Origin of the sequence: Hyunsoonleella sp. 2307UL5-6, from assembly GCF_047345485.1 — a bacterium.
GTDB lineage: Bacteria > Bacteroidota > Bacteroidia > Flavobacteriales > Flavobacteriaceae > Jejuia.
On sequence record NZ_JBLFEN010000002.1, the window covers coordinates 341,283 to 360,589 of the forward strand.

At 33.4% G+C, this 19,307-nt stretch carries 19 protein-coding genes; 15 read left to right on the plus strand and 4 right to left on the minus strand.

Annotated elements, in window-relative coordinates; all coding sequences use genetic code 11:
- Positions 1 to 2 precede the first annotated feature (2 nt).
- From ACKGJY_RS04975 to argH, 8 genes are all read left to right on the plus strand, one after another.
- A complete protein-coding gene (locus tag ACKGJY_RS04975; RefSeq protein ID WP_413972753.1) occupies positions 3 to 1,148 on the plus strand; it encodes an aspartate aminotransferase family protein in 1,146 nt (381 codons plus the stop codon).
- Between the two features lie 61 nt (positions 1,149 to 1,209).
- Positions 1,210 to 2,403: a glutamate-5-semialdehyde dehydrogenase gene (locus ACKGJY_RS04980; protein ID WP_413972754.1), complete on the plus strand. Its 1,194-nt coding sequence runs from the start codon at positions 1,210 to 1,212 to the stop codon at positions 2,401 to 2,403.
- A 2-nt stretch (positions 2,404 to 2,405) separates the two neighbouring features.
- Positions 2,406 to 3,170 carry a glutamate 5-kinase gene (gene proB, locus ACKGJY_RS04985; RefSeq protein ID WP_413972755.1) on the plus strand — a complete coding sequence of 255 codons (765 nt, stop codon included), beginning with the start codon at positions 2,406 to 2,408 and terminating at the stop codon, positions 3,168 to 3,170.
- Between the two features lie 42 nt (positions 3,171 to 3,212).
- Positions 3,213 to 3,647, plus strand: a complete 435-nt coding sequence (locus tag ACKGJY_RS04990) for a GNAT family N-acetyltransferase (protein WP_413972756.1) — start codon at positions 3,213 to 3,215, stop codon at positions 3,645 to 3,647.
- Positions 3,648 to 3,697: 50 nt separating this feature from the next.
- The gene (locus tag ACKGJY_RS04995; protein ID WP_413972757.1) at positions 3,698 to 4,636 is read left to right on the plus strand and encodes an N-acetylornithine carbamoyltransferase; all 939 of its coding nucleotides are present in this window, start codon (positions 3,698 to 3,700) and stop codon (positions 4,634 to 4,636) included.
- A gap of 66 nt (positions 4,637 to 4,702) precedes the next feature.
- Entirely contained in the window at positions 4,703 to 5,479 is a 777-nt protein-coding gene (gene argB / locus ACKGJY_RS05000) for an acetylglutamate kinase (protein WP_413972758.1), read from the plus strand.
- A complete protein-coding gene (locus tag ACKGJY_RS05005) occupies positions 5,476 to 6,540 on the plus strand; it encodes a M20 family metallo-hydrolase (protein WP_413972759.1) in 1,065 nt (354 codons plus the stop codon). Before argB ends, ACKGJY_RS05005 begins: the two co-directional genes overlap by 4 nt.
- 37 nt (positions 6,541 to 6,577) lie before the next feature.
- Positions 6,578 to 7,867 carry an argininosuccinate lyase gene (gene argH / locus ACKGJY_RS05010; RefSeq protein WP_413972760.1) on the plus strand — a complete coding sequence of 430 codons (1,290 nt, stop codon included), beginning with the start codon at positions 6,578 to 6,580 and terminating at the stop codon, positions 7,865 to 7,867.
- On the opposite strand, the gene ppgK is transcribed toward argH, so the two are convergent.
- Together ppgK and ACKGJY_RS05020 are read right to left on the minus strand one after the other, a co-directional pair.
- Complete coding sequence (ppgK, locus tag ACKGJY_RS05015) at positions 7,857 to 8,609, minus strand: polyphosphate--glucose phosphotransferase (RefSeq protein ID WP_413972761.1); 753 nt, start codon at positions 8,607 to 8,609, stop codon at positions 7,857 to 7,859. The genes argH and ppgK overlap by 11 nt on opposite strands.
- 213 nt (positions 8,610 to 8,822) lie before the next feature.
- A complete protein-coding gene (locus tag ACKGJY_RS05020) occupies positions 8,823 to 9,119 on the minus strand; it encodes an isoamylase early set domain-containing protein (RefSeq protein WP_413972762.1) in 297 nt (98 codons plus the stop codon).
- A gap of 280 nt (positions 9,120 to 9,399) precedes the next feature.
- Here ACKGJY_RS05020 and ACKGJY_RS05025 point away from each other — a divergent pair, with 280 nt between their 5' ends.
- From ACKGJY_RS05025 to lspA, 5 genes are all read left to right on the plus strand, one after another.
- Positions 9,400 to 10,332, plus strand: a complete 933-nt coding sequence (locus ACKGJY_RS05025) for a dihydrofolate reductase (protein ID WP_413972763.1) — start codon at positions 9,400 to 9,402, stop codon at positions 10,330 to 10,332.
- Between the two features lie 16 nt (positions 10,333 to 10,348).
- Positions 10,349 to 11,809, plus strand: a complete 1,461-nt coding sequence (locus tag ACKGJY_RS05030; RefSeq protein ID WP_413972764.1) for a sialate O-acetylesterase — start codon at positions 10,349 to 10,351, stop codon at positions 11,807 to 11,809.
- A gap of 60 nt (positions 11,810 to 11,869) precedes the next feature.
- Entirely contained in the window at positions 11,870 to 13,426 is a 1,557-nt protein-coding gene (locus ACKGJY_RS05035) for an NAD(P)/FAD-dependent oxidoreductase (RefSeq protein WP_413972765.1), read from the plus strand.
- A 164-nt stretch (positions 13,427 to 13,590) separates the two neighbouring features.
- Complete coding sequence (gene fabD / locus ACKGJY_RS05040; RefSeq protein ID WP_413972766.1) at positions 13,591 to 14,484, plus strand: ACP S-malonyltransferase; 894 nt, start codon at positions 13,591 to 13,593, stop codon at positions 14,482 to 14,484.
- A complete protein-coding gene (gene lspA, locus ACKGJY_RS05045; RefSeq protein ID WP_413972767.1) occupies positions 14,485 to 14,976 on the plus strand; it encodes a signal peptidase II in 492 nt (163 codons plus the stop codon). It abuts the gene before it with no gap.
- Positions 14,977 to 15,053: 77 nt separating this feature from the next.
- On the opposite strand, the gene galE is transcribed toward lspA, so the two are convergent.
- Both galE and ACKGJY_RS05055 read right to left on the minus strand, forming a co-directional pair.
- Positions 15,054 to 16,073 (minus strand): UDP-glucose 4-epimerase GalE, encoded by a 1,020-nt coding sequence (gene galE / locus ACKGJY_RS05050; protein WP_413972768.1) that lies wholly within the window; start codon positions 16,071 to 16,073, stop codon positions 15,054 to 15,056.
- A complete protein-coding gene (locus ACKGJY_RS05055) occupies positions 16,066 to 17,223 on the minus strand; it encodes a DegT/DnrJ/EryC1/StrS family aminotransferase (RefSeq protein WP_413972769.1) in 1,158 nt (385 codons plus the stop codon). Before ACKGJY_RS05055 ends, galE begins: the two co-directional genes overlap by 8 nt.
- Positions 17,224 to 17,377: 154 nt before the next feature.
- Here ACKGJY_RS05055 and ACKGJY_RS05060 point away from each other — a divergent pair, with 154 nt between their 5' ends.
- Together ACKGJY_RS05060 and ACKGJY_RS05065 are read left to right on the plus strand one after the other, a co-directional pair.
- Complete coding sequence (locus tag ACKGJY_RS05060; RefSeq protein WP_413972770.1) at positions 17,378 to 18,613, plus strand: 3-deoxy-D-manno-octulosonic acid transferase; 1,236 nt, start codon at positions 17,378 to 17,380, stop codon at positions 18,611 to 18,613.
- A 90-nt stretch (positions 18,614 to 18,703) separates the two neighbouring features.
- Positions 18,704 to 19,138 carry a hypothetical protein gene (locus ACKGJY_RS05065; protein WP_413972771.1) on the plus strand — a complete coding sequence of 145 codons (435 nt, stop codon included), beginning with the start codon at positions 18,704 to 18,706 and terminating at the stop codon, positions 19,136 to 19,138.
- Positions 19,139 to 19,307: the final 169 nt, after the last annotated feature.

A 19,307-nucleotide genomic window follows, 5' to 3' on the forward strand; every position in this document is an offset into this window, starting at 1 on the left:
CAATGCCATTATTTGACGTTTATCCATTATACAATGTAACCCCAGTTTCGGGAAAAGGCATTCATGTTTACGATGATAAAGGTACTGAATATTTAGACCTTTACGGTGGGCATGCTGTGATTTCTATTGGGCACGCGCATCCTAATTATGTGGACGCGGTAACTAAGCAGGTTGCAGAACTTGGGTTTTATTCCAACGCGATACAGAACCCATTACAAAAACAATTAGCTGATAAAATTGAAGCCTTATCGAGCTGTAACGGTTACGAATTATTTTTATGTAATTCTGGTGCTGAAGCTAATGAAAATGCTTTAAAATTAGCCTCTTTTAAAACAGGAAAATCTCGTGTGGTGGCTTTTAAAAATGGCTTTCATGGACGTACATCGGCAGCAGTTGCTGCGACCGATAATCCTAATGTTATAGCACCCATAAATGCACAGCAAAAAGTAACATTTTTAGAATTAAATGATGTTGTTGGCGTAAAAGCAGAATTAGAAAAAGGTGATGTCTGTGCTGTAATTGTAGAGTTTATACAAGGGGTTGGCGGATTAGATCAAGGGTCTAAAGATTTCTTTGAGCAAGTGTTTGCCTTGTGTAAATTAAATAACACGATGTTTATTGCAGATGAGGTACAATCTGGCTACGGACGTTCTGGTAAATTCTTTGCGTTCCAACATTATAATGTCACGCCAGACATTATTTCAATAGCTAAAGGTATGGGTAATGGCTTTCCTATTGGTGGTGTTTTAATTCACCCAGATATTGAGTCTAAATATGGAATGTTGGGAACAACATTTGGTGGTAATCATCTAGCATGTGCTGCTGGTTTAGCAGTTTTAAATACGATTGAGGAAGAAAATTTAATCGAAAATGCAAATGTTATATCAGAGTATTTTATAGCTAAAGCGAAAACTATTACTGCTGTAAAACATATTAAAGGACGAGGGTTAATGCTTGGTTTAGAATTCGATTTTGAAGTGGGTGATCTTCGCAAAGATTTAATCTATAAACATCACATATTTACAGGTGGCGCAGCTAATAAAAAAGTATTACGAATTTTGCCACCGTTAAATATTGAAAAACAACATATTGATACGTTTTTTGAAGCTTTGGAAAAGGCTTTGAAAGAAATGAACGTATCAGCTTAAATTAAAAAAATAAGTATTAGTTTTTAATGTAAACCAATACTGAGTTTGAATACTGAAAAGAATGAACACATTACTATCTATAAAAAAAAGAAACGCTGTTTTACTAAAAATGGCAGTGCTTTTAGAGCAGGAACGACAAGCGATAATCGACATTAATAAAGTAGATTTAGACAGCTATACTGGCGATGATATTTCGATGTTTGACCGTTTGAAGGTTGACGATGCTAAAGTTGATGAAATGATTAAATCGGTAACACACTTGGCATCTCAAGAGGATCCTGTTGGTGTAGAGCGTTTTAGTTTTAAGCACGATAATGGGATGCAAGTGTATAACAAAACAGCATCGTTTGGAACGGTATTGATTATTTATGAATCTAGACCAGATGTAACCGTGGAAGCTGCTGGAATTGCATTTAAATCAGGAAATAAAATCTTATTGAAAGGTGGAAAAGAGTCGTTGCGTTCTAATTTAAAAATTGTGGAATTATGGCATCAGGCTTTACAAGAAGATGATGCATCAACCGATTGGGTGGAATACTTGCAATTCAATAGAACCGAAACACAAACCTTTTTAGAACAACCCACACAGCGCGTGGATTTAATTGTGCCTCGTGGAGGTGAGCGTTTAATCGCTTTTGTAAAGCAACATGCTACGTGCCCTGTTATTATAAGTGGTCGTGGTAATAATTTTGTGTATGTACATAATGAGGCTGATGTTGATATTGCGTTAGATGTGATTATGAATGGGAAGTCTAAAATTTCGGCGTGTAATGCGGTGGACAAAGTTTTGATTGATGAAAATCTTCCAAATAAAACGGAATTTGTAGAACGTTTGATTTCAAAATTAAAAGATTCAAAAATTGAAGTTTTAGGGGATGAAACTATTTCAAAAGCACATCATCTTGATGGTATTACTTCTGATGATATTTGGTATGAAGAGTTTCTAGATTACAAAATTTTAATTGGCGAAATAGCATCAAATCAAGAAACGATTGCTATGATTAATAAATTTTCTGGTGGACATTCCTCTTCTATTATAACATGTAACGAAGCCGAAGCCAAAACCTTTATGGAAAATGTAGACACCGCAGCAGTATACCATAATGCATCAACTAGATTTACAGATGGTGGACAATTAGGCTTAGGTGGAGAATTAGCCATTAGTACAGATAAATTGCACCAACGCGGGCCAATTGGCTTGCAGCATTTAGTAACCAATAAATGGTATGTTCATGGCAATGGACAAATACGATAAGCATGCAGAAGAAAAAGCGCATATTATTAAAAGTTGGATCGAACACCTTAACTAAGGAAACCGATAATATTTCCAGAGGAAAGATTGAAGATATAGCGAATCAAATTGCTAAACTTCAAGATACCTGCGAATTTATTATCGTGAGTTCGGGTGCAATTGCAGTGGCTAAGCAATTTGTAAAATTAGAAAGCAAACAAGGAGAGGTTTTTGTAAAACAAGCCTTAGCGTCTATCGGTCAGCCGCATTTAATTCGTATTTATCAAGAGATTTTTAGAGAATATGGTTTGTTGAGTTCGCAATGCTTATTGTCGTATTCCGATTTTGAAAAAAAGGAAAGTAGAGTCAATATTACAAATACCATTAATGTATTGGTAAATAACAATTACATCCCGATTATTAATGAAAATGATACGGTGGCTACCGATGAGATTAAATTTGGTGATAATGACAAATTAGGTGCGTTAACGGCATCGTTGTTAGATGTTGATTTGTTTATAATAGCGACAAATACCAATGGCATTTACACCAAATCCTCAATAGAAAATGGCACACCAGAAACCATTAAAACGGTTAGTGATTTTCAGGAATTAAAACAAGAAGTAGTAAACTCCAAATCATCACATGGTAGTGGTGGCATGCAAAGTAAGATTGAAGCTGCTTCAGTAGCTAAAAATGCTGATGTAGAAACATGGATTGTAAATGGTTTAGAAGATAATTTTATAGTAAATGCTATGGAAGACACGGTGCCGTTTACTAAAATAAAATAAAATAAAAGGTTTTTTTAATCTTGTAAGCTTAAATTAATAATTTTGAAATTAGAATTTATCAATATTGAAAGTTCGTTTTACCGAGAAGCAGTAGCCATTAGAACGAAACTTTTTTTTGATAAAATAAAGAATAGTTCAGCTCTAATACATGATGAGTTTGAAGCAAAAGGGATACATCTAGTATGTTTGAATTTAGATGAAGTTGTTGGCACGGGACGATTAAATATTGAAAATAAAGTCGGCACTATTTCCCAAATGGCAATAAAAGAGAATTTTCAAAATAAAGGAATTGGGAGAGAAATTTTAAAGGCTTTAATTGAAAAGAGTAATAAACATAAAGTAACTGCAATAAAACTTGGAGCTAGAGAAACGGCTATTTCGTTTTACGAAAAATTTGGTTTTATAGTTATAGGGCAGAAATACCCATCAAAGAAAACAGGTATTATTCATCAGCAGATGGAATTAAAAATAGATTGATCTCCTGCACAGGTGTTTTAACCTTGTTGGTGTTTAAAAAGTAATTAAATATGAAACATTACACTTCCATAAACGATATAGATAATATTGATATTTGGATTAAAGAAGCACAGTCTTTAAAGAGAAACCCTTTAAATTACAATCACTTAGGACAAAATAAAACCTTGGGATTACTTTTTTTCAATTCTAGTTTGCGTACCCGCTTAAGCACACAAAAAGCGGCATTGAACTTAGGAATGAATCCTATTGTGATGAACGTATCTGGTGATGCTTGGGGTTTAGAGTTTGAAGATGGCACGGTAATGAACGGATCGACTGCAGAACACATTAAAGAAGCTGCGGCTGTAGTATCTCAGTATTGTGATATTATTGCAGTTCGAGCGTTTCCTACCTTAACGGACAAAGCCAAAGATGAAAGCGAGCAGGTATTACAAGCGTTTAAAAATTATGCTTCGGTACCAATAGTCAATATGGAGAGTGCTACAGGGCATCCATTGCAAGGATTAACCGATGCGTTGACAATTTCAGAATTTAAAATCAAACCTAGACCAAAAGTGGTTTTAAGTTGGGCTCCACATATAAAAGTCTTACCTCATGCTGTAGCAAATAGCTTTACACAAGCCATGCAAAACATGGATGTGGAGTTTGTAATTGCAAACCCAGAAGGCTATGATTTAAATCCAAAAATTACAGGAAACACAAAAATTTACCACAATCAAGAAGAAGCGTTTAAAGATGCAGATTTTATCTACACCAAAAATTGGAGTTCTTATAACGATTATGGTAAAGTGATAAATACAGATTCTAAATGGATGATTACCAAAAACAAAATTGGCGACGCAAAATTTATGCACTGTTTACCTGTTAGACGCAATGTAGTGGTGGAAGATGCTGTTTTGGATAGTGACAATTCCATCGTGATACAACAAGCAAATAATAGAACCTACGCAGCACAATTGGTACTAAAGAAAATATTAGAAGATTTATAATTGGTGTTTAGCTTTTACTATTGGCCATTTGCTAATAATTAAAAGTTAACGTCTAATAGCTAAAAAATGGAAAAATTATCCATAGTAAAAATAGGTGGAAATGTTATTGAAGACACAGAGGCTCTCAACTCTTTTTTAACCCATTTCTCAAAACTAGAGGGCAAAAAAATTTTAGTGCATGGTGGTGGTAAACGTGCAACACATGTAGCTTCAAAATTAGGTATCACATCTAATATGATTAACGGTCGTCGTATCACAGATGCAGAAACTTTAGAGGTTATTACTATGGTATACGGCGGTTTGGTCAACAAAAATATTGTGGCAAAACTTCAAGGATTACATGTTGATGCTATTGGCTTAACAGGTGCAGATATAAATAGTATTCGTTCTATAAAACGACCTGTAAAAGAAATTGACTATGGATTTGTAGGTGATGTAAAAAAAGTGAATCAAAAATCGATAAATAAACTAATTGAAGCTAATTTTACACCCGTATTTTGTGCGATTACACATGATGGTAGCGGACAATTATTTAATACAAACGCAGATACGATTGCTTCAGAATTGGCTGTCGGATTATCTAAATTATATCATGTAGAATTGTATTATTGTTTTGAAAAAAATGGCGTTTTAAAATCTGTAGAAGACGAAAATTCTGTGATTGAATATATGGATTATGGCACTTACGAACAATTAAAACATCAAGGCATATTCCACGATGGTATGTTACCTAAATTAGAAAACAGTTTTAACGCCATTGAGGCTGGGGTATCAAGAGTATATATTGGAAATCCCACAGTAATTAGTAATAAAAATCAAAAGTTTACTACCTTGTATTTATGATAGAGCAACTTACACAAGAGGCTATTGCATTATTAAAATCGCTAATTGAAACACAGTCTTTTTCATCAGAAGAAGAGCAAACAGCAGCACTTATTGAAGCGTGGTTTAAACGTTATAATATTGATTTTAAACGTACTAAAAACAATGTTTGGGCAGTAAATAAATATTTTGTAGAAGGGAAACCAACTCTTTTATTAAATTCTCATCATGATACAGTGAAGCCAAATTCAGCATATACCAACGATCCGTTTAAGGCTTTTGTTGAAGACGGAAAGTTATTTGGTTTAGGAAGTAATGATGCAGGCGGTTGTTTGGTGTCTTTAATAGCAACGTTTACGTATTATTATAATCACGAAAATTTAAAATATAATTTAGTTATTGTCGCTTCAGCAGAAGAAGAAAACAGTGGTCCAAACGGACTTAATAGTATGCTTTCTATAATTCCTAAAATAGATGTAGCTATCGTAGGCGAACCAACATTAATGCATCTTGCGGTAGCCGAAAAGGGCTTAGTTGTTTTTGATGCTGTTATTGATGGCACACCAAGTCATGCGGCTCATCCAAATAATAATAATGCCATTTATAATAGTATTAAAGCATTACAATGGTTTAAAGATTTTACTTTTGAAAAAGGCTCTGAAGCCTTAGGCGATGTAAAGTTATCGGTAACACAAATAAATGCAGGTTCGCAACATAATGTAGTACCAGGACATGTAGATTTAGTGATTGATGTGCGAGTGAATGATGCTTACAACAACGCAGAAATTGCAGAAATTTTACAAGAAGAAGCACCAGTAACTAAAATTACACCACGTAGTTTACGATTAAACTCTTCATCCATTCCTGTGGAACACGATTTGGTAAAAGCAGGTATAGCGATGGGTAGAAATACTTACGGGTCGCCAACATTATCTGACCAAGCCGCATTATCTTGCCCTAGTTTAAAATTAGGACCAGGAGATAGCACGCGTTCACATTCAGCAAATGAGTTTATTTATGTGAATGAAATTGAAGAAGGTATTAAGATTTATGTTGAATTGTTGAATCGAGTAATCGTTTAAACAAATCAACCATTAAACAAATAAACAATTTTTAACAATGAAACTTTGGGATAAAGGTATATCAATAGATAAAAAAATAGAAAATTTCACCGTTGGAAACGATAGAGAAATTGATATTCATATAGCGAAATATGATGTAATAGCATCAAAAGCACATGCAAAAATGCTGCAAAAAATTGGTATTATTACAGTTGAAGAATTGGTAGATTTATTGGGAGGACTAAAAAATTTAGAATCTCAAATAGATGCTGGTACATTTGTAATAGACGCACAGTTTGAAGATGTACATTCTAAAATTGAGTTTGAATTGACGAAGTCTTTAGGTGAAGTTGGAAAAAAAATACATACTGCACGTTCTAGAAACGATCAGGTTTTAGTGGCTTGCCATTTATACTACAAAGAAAATTTAGGAATAATTAGAGCTAAAACTAGAACTCTTTTTGATACGCTTTTAAGTTTAGCCGACACCTATAAAAATAAAGTTTTACCAGGATATACACACTTACAAGTGGCGATGCCATCCTCATTCGGTTTATGGTTTTCAGCGTATGCAGAGTTAATGATTGATGATGTGTTTTTATTAGATGCAGCCATTAAAACGGTAGACCAAAACCCGTTGGGTTCTGCGGCTGGTTATGGAAGTTCATTCCCAATTGATAGAGAATTGACTACCAAAGAAATGGATTTTACAACCTTAAAATACAACGTAGTGGCAGCACAAATGGGACGCGGAAAAAACGAACGTACCATAGCAGCAGCTTTAGGCAGTTTATGCAACACGTTATCGCGTTTTGCTATGGATGTATGTTTGTATATGAGTCAGAATTTTGGATTTATTTCATTCCCAGATGAATTAACAACAGGCAGTAGTATTATGCCACACAAAAAAAACCCTGATGTATTCGAATTGATTCGCGGGAAGTGTAATAAGATTCAAGCATTACAAACTGAAATGGTTTTAATCACCAACAACTTACCAAGCGGGTATCATAGAGATTTTCAATTGTTAAAAGAAAATATGATTGCTGCTTTTGAAGAATTAAAAGACATCTTAGATATATTTAATTATTCTATTCAGCAAATTATAGTGAAGAATGTGGATATTCATGATGATAAGTATAAATATTTATTCACTGTAGATAATATCAATACACTCGTGGTTGAAGGGCAAAGTTTTAGAGAGGCCTACCAAAAAATTGGCGGACAAGTACAAGATGGCACTTACGTTCCTGATACCTCAAAACAACACACGCATGTAGGCAGTATTCATAATTTAAGTTTAGATAAAATCAAGGAAAAGTTTCCTATAAAAAAACCTAATTTTTAGTAGAATTTTTATCTAAAACAGCCGCAGCAGCACCTATAATACCTGCATGATTACCCAATTTGGCAGGTTTTACAGAAGTCTCAATATTTATGTGTTTTTCGTATTGGTCGTAATATTTTGATACACCACCACCAAGAATTATTAAATCAGGACAAACAATAGTATCTACTAATTCTAAAAAAGTATTTAAGCGTTTACCCCATACTTTAAAGCTTAAATCTTCTTTTTTACGAATAGAATCGGCGGTATAATGTTCTATCTTTTTATATTTTTTATAGGGAATTTGTCCTAACTCAAAATTAGGAATGAGTTTACCGTTAAAAAACGCACCACTACCAATACCTGTACCAACGGTTATCATGATAACTAAACCTTGCTCATCTTTACCAATACCGTAATGCATTACCGCATATCCAGCAGCATCAGCATCATTAATTACAGTTACAGGGTTTCCAGATGCTTTTGAAAAGAGTTGTTCTGCATTTACATTAATCCATGCTTTATTGAGATTACTTACAGATTTGCACACACCATGTTTGATGATGGTAGGAAATCCACAACCTATTGGCCCACTGTAATTAAAGTGTTCTACAATTTGTTTAAACACGTTTGCCATATCTTCTGGCTTTCGCGATGCTGGTGTGGAGATTCTGTAACGTTCTGTTGTGAGTTCGCCAGTTTCTAAATTAACTAATGCGCCTTTCATACCCGAGCCTCCAATATCTATTCCTAATACTTCCATATGTTATTATTGCATAATATCAAATGTAATAAAAAAGATGGTTTTGAAATACTATACGAACCAACAGTTAACTAATTAAAAGACTTACAATATTACTCTGCCGCTTCAAAAACGTTATTAATTATAATAAGAAAAAGTACTTGTGTAGCTAAATACAAATCAAAAAAAACACCTTCTAAAAGGAAGGTGTAAGTAATAATTTTAATGTAAGATTTAAACTGTTACTATACTATTTTCTGCACCTGCAAAATCATTCCATGCATAAGCATCAGCTGCAGTATCGTTAACAAACTCGCCATCTACAACATATTTAAACTCGTAAGAACTGTCTTTGTCTAAATCAACAGTAGCTTTAAACGTACCGTTTTTTAATTTTTTTAATGGCGCTTTTTTAGCGTTCCAATCGTTAAAGCTACCAACTACTACAACTTTTTTAGCATCTGGTGCTTCAATTGAAAATGTAACTTTACATATAGGTTTACTCTTTAAATATTGTTTCTTAATTGCCATAACATTAGTGTTTAATTATGATACAAATTTATAAAACAATATGTTAATGCATATCTTTAAGAAACTTATCTTATAAGAATTATCAATTTGCTAATTTGTATTCTAGTTAATTTATAGTATGAAAAAAAATTAAGAGCATAATTAAAGTATTAACAATATAATTTTTAGGTTTAACATTGATTTTCAGTCATTTCCATACTTATATGTTTTCATCTTTCAATTTGAATTATACATTTGAATGTGATTAAAAAACTTTAACTTTACTTTTTTAAATTATCATATGTTCGGAAAGAAAAAACAACAACCACAAATAGATAAAGAGCAACTAGAACTTATTGAAAATGCTCAAAACCGCATTAAACAAAAGAAGCGTTTGTATGTGCATTTTGTAATATTTTTACTTGGATGTATACTTATTATTGCTGCTAATACTGTATTGGGTATAGGTAAAAACTTTACTGTAGCTGGTATTGATTGGTTTGTTTATGCTATTTTAATCTGGCTATTTCTATTCTTATATCATCTATTTAATGTGTTTGTTACTCACAAATTTATGGGTAAAGCTTGGGAGCAAAAACAACTTCAAAAATTGGTAGCTAAACAACAAATGCGAATTGACGAATTAAAAGATGGGTTTAGAAAAGAAGAAGAAATTAAAGCAAAAAGCGAAGTGTTTAAAGAACTGAATACTCCTGAAGAAAATAAAACTTCAAAAAGTAATGAAATTACTATTATTGTAGCTGCTGCTGAAAACAATGCAATTGGATTAGGTAATAAACTAATTTGGCATTTAAGTGATGACTTAAAACGCTTTAAGTCTCTAACCAGTGGACACCATATTATTATGGGACGTAAAACATTTGAAAGTTTCCCCAAGCCCTTACCAAATAGAACCCACATAGTAATTACGAGACAAAAAGATTACAAAGCACCTAATGGCGTTATCATTGTACATTCATTAGATGACGCTATTGATGCTGCAAAAAGTGATAAACAACCTTTTATTATTGGTGGCGGACAAATTTACAAACAGGCTTTATCTGCTAATTTGGTGGATAAAATTGAACTGACTCGGGTTCATGAAGATTTTGAGGCCGATGCCTTTTTTCCAGAGTTAAATACCGCATTATGGAATGAAACTAAAAATGTATTTAATAAAAAAAATACTGACCACGATCATGAGTTTTCTTTCATAACTTATGAAAGACTCTAATTTAACACCTTAAATAATGTATTATAAAACCTTAAGGGTTTCAAGATTAGCAACTCTTGTATGTTGTATTTTCACTGTTTTTATTCATGCTGAAGTTAAACTTCCCGCCATTGTATCCTCAAATATGGTACTGCAAAGAAATACAACCATAAAACTTTGGGGATGGGCAGATGCTAACGAACATATTACCATTACTACAAGTTGGCTTAGTGATGATTTAAAAGTAGTAGCAAATGCTAACGGCGATTGGTCTGTAAACGCACAAACTACTGGCAGCAAAACGACACAAACTATAACAATAAAAAGCAAGAATTCTAATATTAAACTTCACAATATTATTTTTGGAGAAGTTTGGCTATGTTCTGGGCAATCCAATATGTATCAACCTATGAAGGGTTATAACGGGCAGCCAACCTTTGATGGCCCTATGGCTGCTGCAAAAGCTAATAATCCTAATTTAAGATTATTTACTGTTGAAAAAACAGCATCAAAACTACCATTAAACGATGTTAAAGACTATAAAGGTTGGCAACAAGCAACTCCAAAATGCGTTTTAGATTTTAGTGCCGTAGCCTATTTTTTTGGACAACAATTACAAGAAATTTTAGATGTACCAGTTGGTTTAATTCACACCTCGTGGGGTGGTAGTAAAGTACAAGCTTGGATAAGTAATGATATGCTTTCTAAATACGAAACTGTGGACATTAATAACCGAGATATATCTAAAGGCGCACAAGGTATTTCTACAGTATTGTATAACGCCATGATTAACCCAATTACCAATTACACCATAAAAGGCGCGTTGTGGTATCAAGGTGAATCTAATAGAAATGAACCTAAGCACTACGAAAAGGTGTTTCCTGCTATGGTAGAAGATTGGCGTAACCAATGGAATATTGGCGATTTTCCATTTTACTTTGTACAAATTGCACCTTATATCTATACTGGAAACACAAGCTTTAACACTTATAAAAACACAGCATTTATGAGAGAATCTCAACTTAACTGTGTTAATTTAATACCCAATTCTGGTATTGCTATTACTATGGATGTTGGATCAGAGCATTTTATCCATCCGCCACATAAAAAAGAAGTTGCAAACCGATTGCTTTTTAATGCTTTAAACCAAACTTATGGCTATAAAAGTATTGAGTACACCACACCTATATTTGACACTCAAGAAGCAAAAGATGGTGGATTACTTTTAAAATTTAAGCATGCTAAACAAGGGCTATTTACCTATGATACCTTAAAAGGATTTGAAATTGCAGGAGAAGACAAAATATTTTATCCAGCTGAAGCTGTTATTACAAATCGCAAATATATCTTCGTAAAAAATAGTAACGTACAAAACCCTGTAGCGGTGCGTTATGCTTGGAAAAATTGGATACAAGGCACATTATTCAGTACTAGTTTATTACCTGTGTCATCCTTCAGAACAGATACTTGGGATGACGCTACATGGGTTAAAAATTAATCAACACAGTACAAACTCATTTTTTAAAATTACTATTTCAAATTTCAGTAATTTTGTCATATGGTAAAAGAAATACAACTTCGTATTACACTTAAGGAGGAAGAGCTTGATGATATTTTAGTCTTAAAATCTGCAATAAAACTAGATATAAATAAAGCAACCATTATAGGAGTAAAAGTATTACGAAAGTCTATTGACGCCAGAAAACCCAAAATAATTTTCAATTATAAAGTTGCGGTTTACATAAAACAAGCCTTACCAAAAACGTCCGGATATCAGTTTGATTATAAAGATGTTTCAGAAGCAAAACCCATCCATATTATTGGTTTCGGACCAGCTGGAATGTATGCTGCACTTCGTTGTATAGAGTTAGGTTTTAAACCCATTGTGCTAGAGCGTGGTAAAAATGTAAAAGAGAGGCGTCGTGATTTAAAAGCCATAAACCAAAACCATATTGTAAACGAGGATTCCAATTATTGTTTTGGAGAAGGTGGAGCTGGCACATACAGTGATGGTAAATTATACACAAGAAGCTTAAAACGTGGTGATGTTCGTAAAATTTTTGAAAACCTAGTATATCATGGTGCTACAGATCAGATTTTAATTGATGCCCACCCGCATATTGGCACTAACAAACTCCCAAAAGTAGTACAAAATATTCGAGAAACTATTTTGGAATTTGGAGGTGAAATTCATTTTGAAACTAGAGTTACAGATTTCATTATAAGAGATGAAAAAATTAAAGCTATCCAGCTAAATAATGATAATGAAATCTTTGTTAAAAAAGTTATTCTAGCAACAGGGCATTCAGCCAGAGACATCTATTCTCTTCTTTATAAAAAAAATATAGCTTTAGAAGCAAAATCGTTTGCTATGGGTGTTCGTGTAGAGCATCCGCAGCATATTATTGATAGTATTCAATATCATTGCTCAGGCAATCGACACCAGCTACTTCCTGCGGCATCTTATGGTTTGGTGCAACAGGTTAAAAACAGAGGCGTTTACTCTTTTTGTATGTGTCCTGGCGGTTTTATTGTTCCTGCAGCCACTGCAAATGGAGAAGTCGTAGTTAACGGGATGTCTCCTTCTAAACGCAATAATTTATATGCCAATTCTGGTATTGTAGTTGAAATTGATGTGAACACAGATATACCCAAATACGAGAAATTTGGCGCATTAAAGGGGTTAGAATATCAGAAAAATTTAGAACGATTAGCTTTCACATCTGGAGGAAGAAGTCAAGTAGCACCAGCACAAAGATTAACAGATTTTGTTGAAGGTAAATTATCGCCAACCCTAAATACCACATCTTATCAACCTGGATTAAAATCTGCACCTCTACACTCACTATTACCAAAATTTATTGGTGGTAGGCTCCGAAAAGGTTTTGAGTCTTTTGGTACAAAAATGAAAGGCTATTACACCAAAGAAGCTAATATTGTTGGTGTAGAATCCAGAACCTCATCGCCAGTTAGTATACCTAGAAATAATCAATTACAACACACTCAAATATCAAATTTATATCCCTGCGGCGAAGGCGGTGGTTATGCAGGAGGTATTGTGTCGGCCGCTATGGACGGGGAACGTTGTGCTGAGGCGGCAACTGGGAATTTGTAATTTTTTCTATTTTCGCATATACTTGCTTATGGTATCAAAATCAGTTTATCACAATGGTTAGGCTTTAAGCTGCAAGCCTCAGTCCTACTCCTTAACTTTAAAAAACAAGCAGGTTGCTTCCAAAAATTTATTCCTATTTTTGCAGCACTAAAATTTAATCTAAAATGAAAGCATACATATTTCCAGGTCAAGGTGCTCAATTCTCAGGAATGGGTTTAGACCTTTACGAAGCATCGCCTTTAGCGCAAGAGCTATTTGAGCAAGCCAATGAAATCCTCGAATTTTCTATTACTAATACTATGTTTGAAGGTACTGCCGAAGATTTAAAGGAAACTAAAGTAACGCAACCAGCTATATTTTTGCATTCTGTTATTTTAGCTAAAACCTTAGGCGATAGTTTTAAGCCAGATATGGTTGCAGGCCACTCTCTTGGAGAATTTTCTGCATTAGTAGCAAATGGCGCTCTAAGTTTTGAAGATGGTTTAAAGTTAGTATCTCAACGTGCCATCGCCATGCAAAAAGCTTGTGAATTACAGCCTAGTACTATGGCAGCTGTTTTAGGTTTAGAAGATAATATTGTTGAAAAAATATGTACAACAACCGAAGGTATTGTAGTTGCAGCTAATTATAATTGCCCTGGACAATTAGTAATTTCTGGTGAGATAGAAGCAATAAATAAGGCATGTGAAACTTTAAAAGCTGAAGGTGCACGTAGAGCTTTAGTATTACCTGTTGGTGGTGCATTCCACTCGCCATTGATGGAGCCTGCTCGCGAAGAATTGGCTGCTGCTATCGAAAGCACAACGTTTACGAAACCTAACTGTTCAATTTATCAAAACGTAACGGCAAATGCTGTAAATAATGAGACTGAAATTAAAAAGAATTTAATATCTCAATTAACCGCTCCTGTGCGCTGGACACAATCTGTACAACAAATGCTTACTGATGGTGCTACCCTATTTACTGAAGTGGGACCTGGCAAAGTATTGCAAGGTTTAGTAAAGAAAATTAATAGAGATGCCAAAACTGAATCTGCAACTTTTGAAGCTAACGTATAAATGAAAATTACTCGAAGAACCGTTTTTATTTTTATTACTATTATTTTAACTATTGCTGCTGACCAGATTTCGAAAGTATTGGTAAGACTGTATGTTGAAAAAGGCTCATCATCACCAATTATTGGCGATTTTTTTCAATTGATGAATGTTGAAAACGAAGGTGCTTTTTTAGGTATGGGTAGCGAGCTTAATGATACTCTAAAACTTATATTATTACTTATACTTCCAGTAGTAGTTTTGGGGTTTGTATTGCGCCATGTGATCAAAGATAAAAGTTTAGACAACTGGTCGTTATTTGCATTTGCAAGTATCATTGGTGGAGGTATTGCTAATGTTTATGATCGTTTTGCTTATGGCAGCGTAACTGACTTTTTATACATACGTATAACCGATGTATTAAGAACAGGTATATTTAATTTAGCAGATTTATCTGTAACTACTGGAATGATTATTTTAGTAGCTATGATCTTTAAAAACAAGAAGAAAGCTTAATAATTCTGCTTACATCACTAACAAAAAAGGTGCTGAAAAAATCAGCACCTTTTTAGTTATAAATAAATTTAAAATTTTTAACCTCTCACTTTCTGCTCCCATTCCCATGCAGAACGCATTGCTTCATCAAGCGATAACTCTGTTTTCCAACCAAGATCATCATTGGCTTTGTTTGTATCTGCATAAGCAGAAATAATATCGCCTTCTCTTCTCCCTACAATTTTATAGTTTAATTTTTTTCCAGAAACCTTCTCAAAAGATTTCACTACTTCTAGTACAGAACTTCCTTTGCCTGTACCTAAGTTAAATGTTTCATAGTTTGACTTATTTTTTCCTTGTAATAATCTGCCTAAAGCAATAACATGTGCTTTTGCCAAATCTACCACATGTATGTAATCGCGAATGCAAGTTCCATCAGGTGTAGGATAATCATCTCCAAAAATAGATAACTCATCACGCAATCCTATAGCAGTTTGAGTGATAAATGGAACTAAGTTTTGAGGAACACCTATTGGCAACTCACCAATTTTAACAGATTTATGCGCCCCAATAGGGTTAAAATAGCGTAATGCAATAGCTTTTAAGTTTGGGGCAATTTTACAAGTATCTTTAATAATTTCTTCTCCTATTTGTTTGGTATTACCATAAGGAGACTCAGCTGCTTTAACTGGTGCATTTTCTGTAATTGGTAATTCATCTGCTTGTCCATAAACTGTACAAGATGAACTAAAAATAAATGCTGCTGATGGTAATTTTTTTAATTCTTTTAGAACATAAACTAAAGTTGATATATTATTTTCATAATACAATAATGGCTCTTTTACACTCTCTCCAACTGCTTTACTTGCTGCAAAATGTATAACACCTTTTATATCGCTGTGTCTTACAAAAAAATTCTCTACATCTAACTTTTCTTTTAAATCTATCTGTTCAAACAAAGGCCTTATTCCTGTAATAGCTTCAATACCTTCTAAAACTTCAGCAGAAGAATTTGATAAATCATCAATAATAACAACTTCATATCCTTCATTTTGTAACTCAACTACTGTGTGAGACCCAATGAAACCTAAGCCTCCTGTAACTAATACTTTATCCATTTATAAATTTTATAATTGTTGATGTAATACATTCTATTTGTTCGTCTTCTAATTCTGTATGCATAGGTAATGAAATAACGTCTTTCACCAATTGATTTGTTACTTTAAAATCAGTTTCATTATACCTTTCATCCAAATAAGCTTTTTGTTTATGAAGCGGTATGGGATAGTAAACACCACATGGAATGCCATTTTCATTTAAATGTTTTACCAATGCGTCTCTATTCGCATCTTTAATTCTAAGTGTATATTGATGAAATACATGGCAGTCGCATGTGTCACAAATAGTATCTCCACATCCGTTAGTTAACTTTGGTGTAATAATATTTTTAAAATTTTTAAATGCTTCATTATACTTTCGCGCAGCACTTTGACGTGATGTATTATAAGCATCTAATTTAGGTAATTTAGCATCTAAAACAGCAGCTTGTATACTATCCAACCTAGAATTTACACCCACTACATCGTGATGATAGCGCTTGTACATACCATGATTAACTATACCTCTAATAGTATGTGCTAGATCGTCATTATTAGTAAAAATTGCGCCTCCGTCTCCGTAAGCTCCTAAATTTTTAGATGGAAAAAATGAGGTTGCACCAACATCACCAATGGTTCCTGCTTTAGCTTTTGTACCATCGCCAAATTTGTAGTTTGCGCCAATAGCTTGCGCATTATCTTCTATCACAAATAGATTATGTTGTTTAGCTATCTTAAGTATAGCCTCCATATTGGCACATTGACCAAACAAATGTACAGGAACAATAGCTTTAGTTTTTGGTGTAATAGCTTTTTTTACCGCTTCTACATCTATATTAAAATCATCTTCATTAACATCTACTAAAACTGGTGTTAAATTTAAAAGCGCAATAACCTCTACAGTTGCAGCAAATGTAAAATCTGCAGTAATAACCTCATCACCTGGCTTTAACCCTAATCCCATCATGGCTATTTGTAAGGCATCTGTACCATTTGCGCAGGGAATAACATGCTTTACTCCTAAATAATCCTCTAAATTCTTTTGAAATTCATGAACCTTCGGTCCATTTATAAATGCAGTATTTTCTATTACGTTTTCAATTGAAGCGTTTACCACTTCTTTTATCTCACTGTATTGACCTTTTAAGTCAACCATTTGAATTTTCTTCATGTTTAAAATTTGAAAGTCAGTTTATTAAGAGTGAATAATACCCTATTTTATTCGTGATTAAATTAAGACCTCCACTTACAAAACTACAAAAATCATTAAAGCTATCCTTAGAATTCTTTTAAAGAAATGTATTTTAGCATTAAAGATTTTACCCTTGCAGGCATTATACAATATAGGCATTAGATTTACTGGTTTTATTTTAAAAATCATTGCGTTATTTAATACAAAAATTAAATTTGGGGTTGAAGGACGTAAAAAAAGTTTTATAATTTTAGAAAAAAATTTAAAACCTAAAGACCAAACGTTATGGTTTCACTGTGCATCCCTTGGTGAATATGAACAAGGTTTACCAGTTTTCGAGAAATTGAGAGCGCATTACAATACACATAAAATAGTGTTGACTTTTTTTTCTCCTTCTGGGTTTCAAATACGCAAAAATTCTCCAATTGCTGATGTTGTTGTTTACCTCCCGCTAGATACCAAAAAGAATGCAGTTAAATTTATAAAACTTGTGAACCCAGAACTCTCTGTTTTTGTAAAGTATGATATTTGGCCTAATTATCTAAATACGCTTAAAACTAACAAACTAAAATCTATTTTAATCTCTGCTGCTTTTAGACAAAATCAAATATACTTCAAAACGTATGGCAGCATTTTCAAGAATGCACTATTTACTTTTGCACATATTTTTACTCAAAATAAAAAATCTAAAGATCTTTTAGAATCTATAGGGTATAAAAATACTACAATATCAGGAGACACAAGATTTGATCGTGTGAGTAATCAACTTAAGACTAACAATACCCTAGATTTTATTGAACGCTTTAAAGGAGATAATCTATGTGTAGTAGTAGGCAGCTCATGGCCAGAAGATGAATCGCTATTTATTAATTTTATTAATAAACTAGATATTACTAATGTAAAATTCATCGTAGCACCTCATAATATAAAACCTACTCAAATTAAAAGTTTTGTTTCAAAAATAAATACTTCAGCCATTCTATATTCTGAAAGACAAAATAAGAAAATTAAAGATTATAATGTTTTAGTCATTGATAGCATCGGGCTTTTATCAAAAATCTATAATTATGCAGATGTTGCATATGTGGGTGGTGCTATGGGACATACGGGGTTACATAATACTTTAGAACCAGCAGTTTTTGGAGTGCCTATAATTATTGGGCCTTACCACAAAAAATTTCCAGAAGCACAAGCATTAATTAATAATGGAGGAATGTTTTCGATACAAAATCAAAAACAATTTAATGATATACTTATAAAAGTACTAGAAAATAGTGACTTTCGCTTTGATTCTGGGTCTAAAAACTTAGAGTTTGTAAAGAAACATAGTGGTGCCGTCATCCAAATACTAGATTACCTACGTATATAAAATGTTTTTAAGAAAAAACAAAAACTTGTGCAGATACAATTTATAAGATTATATTGCACTTCTAAATAATTAACACTAAAAACAACAACAATGAAAAAATTAATTTTAAGTTCAGCTTTATTATTAGCCTTAAGTGTATCTTTTACATCATGTAGAGATGCAAAAAAAGCAGGCTCTTCAATTGAGGATGCTGTTGAAAATGCTGCTGAAGCAACTAAAGATGCTGCGAATGATGCAGTTGATGCGGCTGGAAATGCTGCCGAAAAAGCAGGTGACGCTGTAGATAATGCTGTTGACGCTGCCGGTAATGCAGTAGATAACGCAGCTAAAAAAGCAGGAGATGCTGTAGATGGTGCTGTTAATGCTGCTGGTGAAGCTGTAAATAGCGCTGGTGAGGCTGTAGATGGTGCCGCTAAAAAAGCAGGCGAAACAGTTGACAAAGCTGTGGATGCAACAAAAAAAGCAGCTAATGATGCTGCAGAAGCTGCAAAAGCACAAGCAAACAAATTAAAAGGTGCACACTAATTAAAGTCCACTTTTTTATAATTTAAAACCACCTTAACTAAGGTGGTTTTTTTGTGCTTAAAACTTAGCATTTACTTTTTCTAAAAAATATTCAATAAATTAGAGTTTTCTCATACCCAAAAAAAATATACAGTTACAGTAATAGTTCTAACATATTTAAATAAAGACA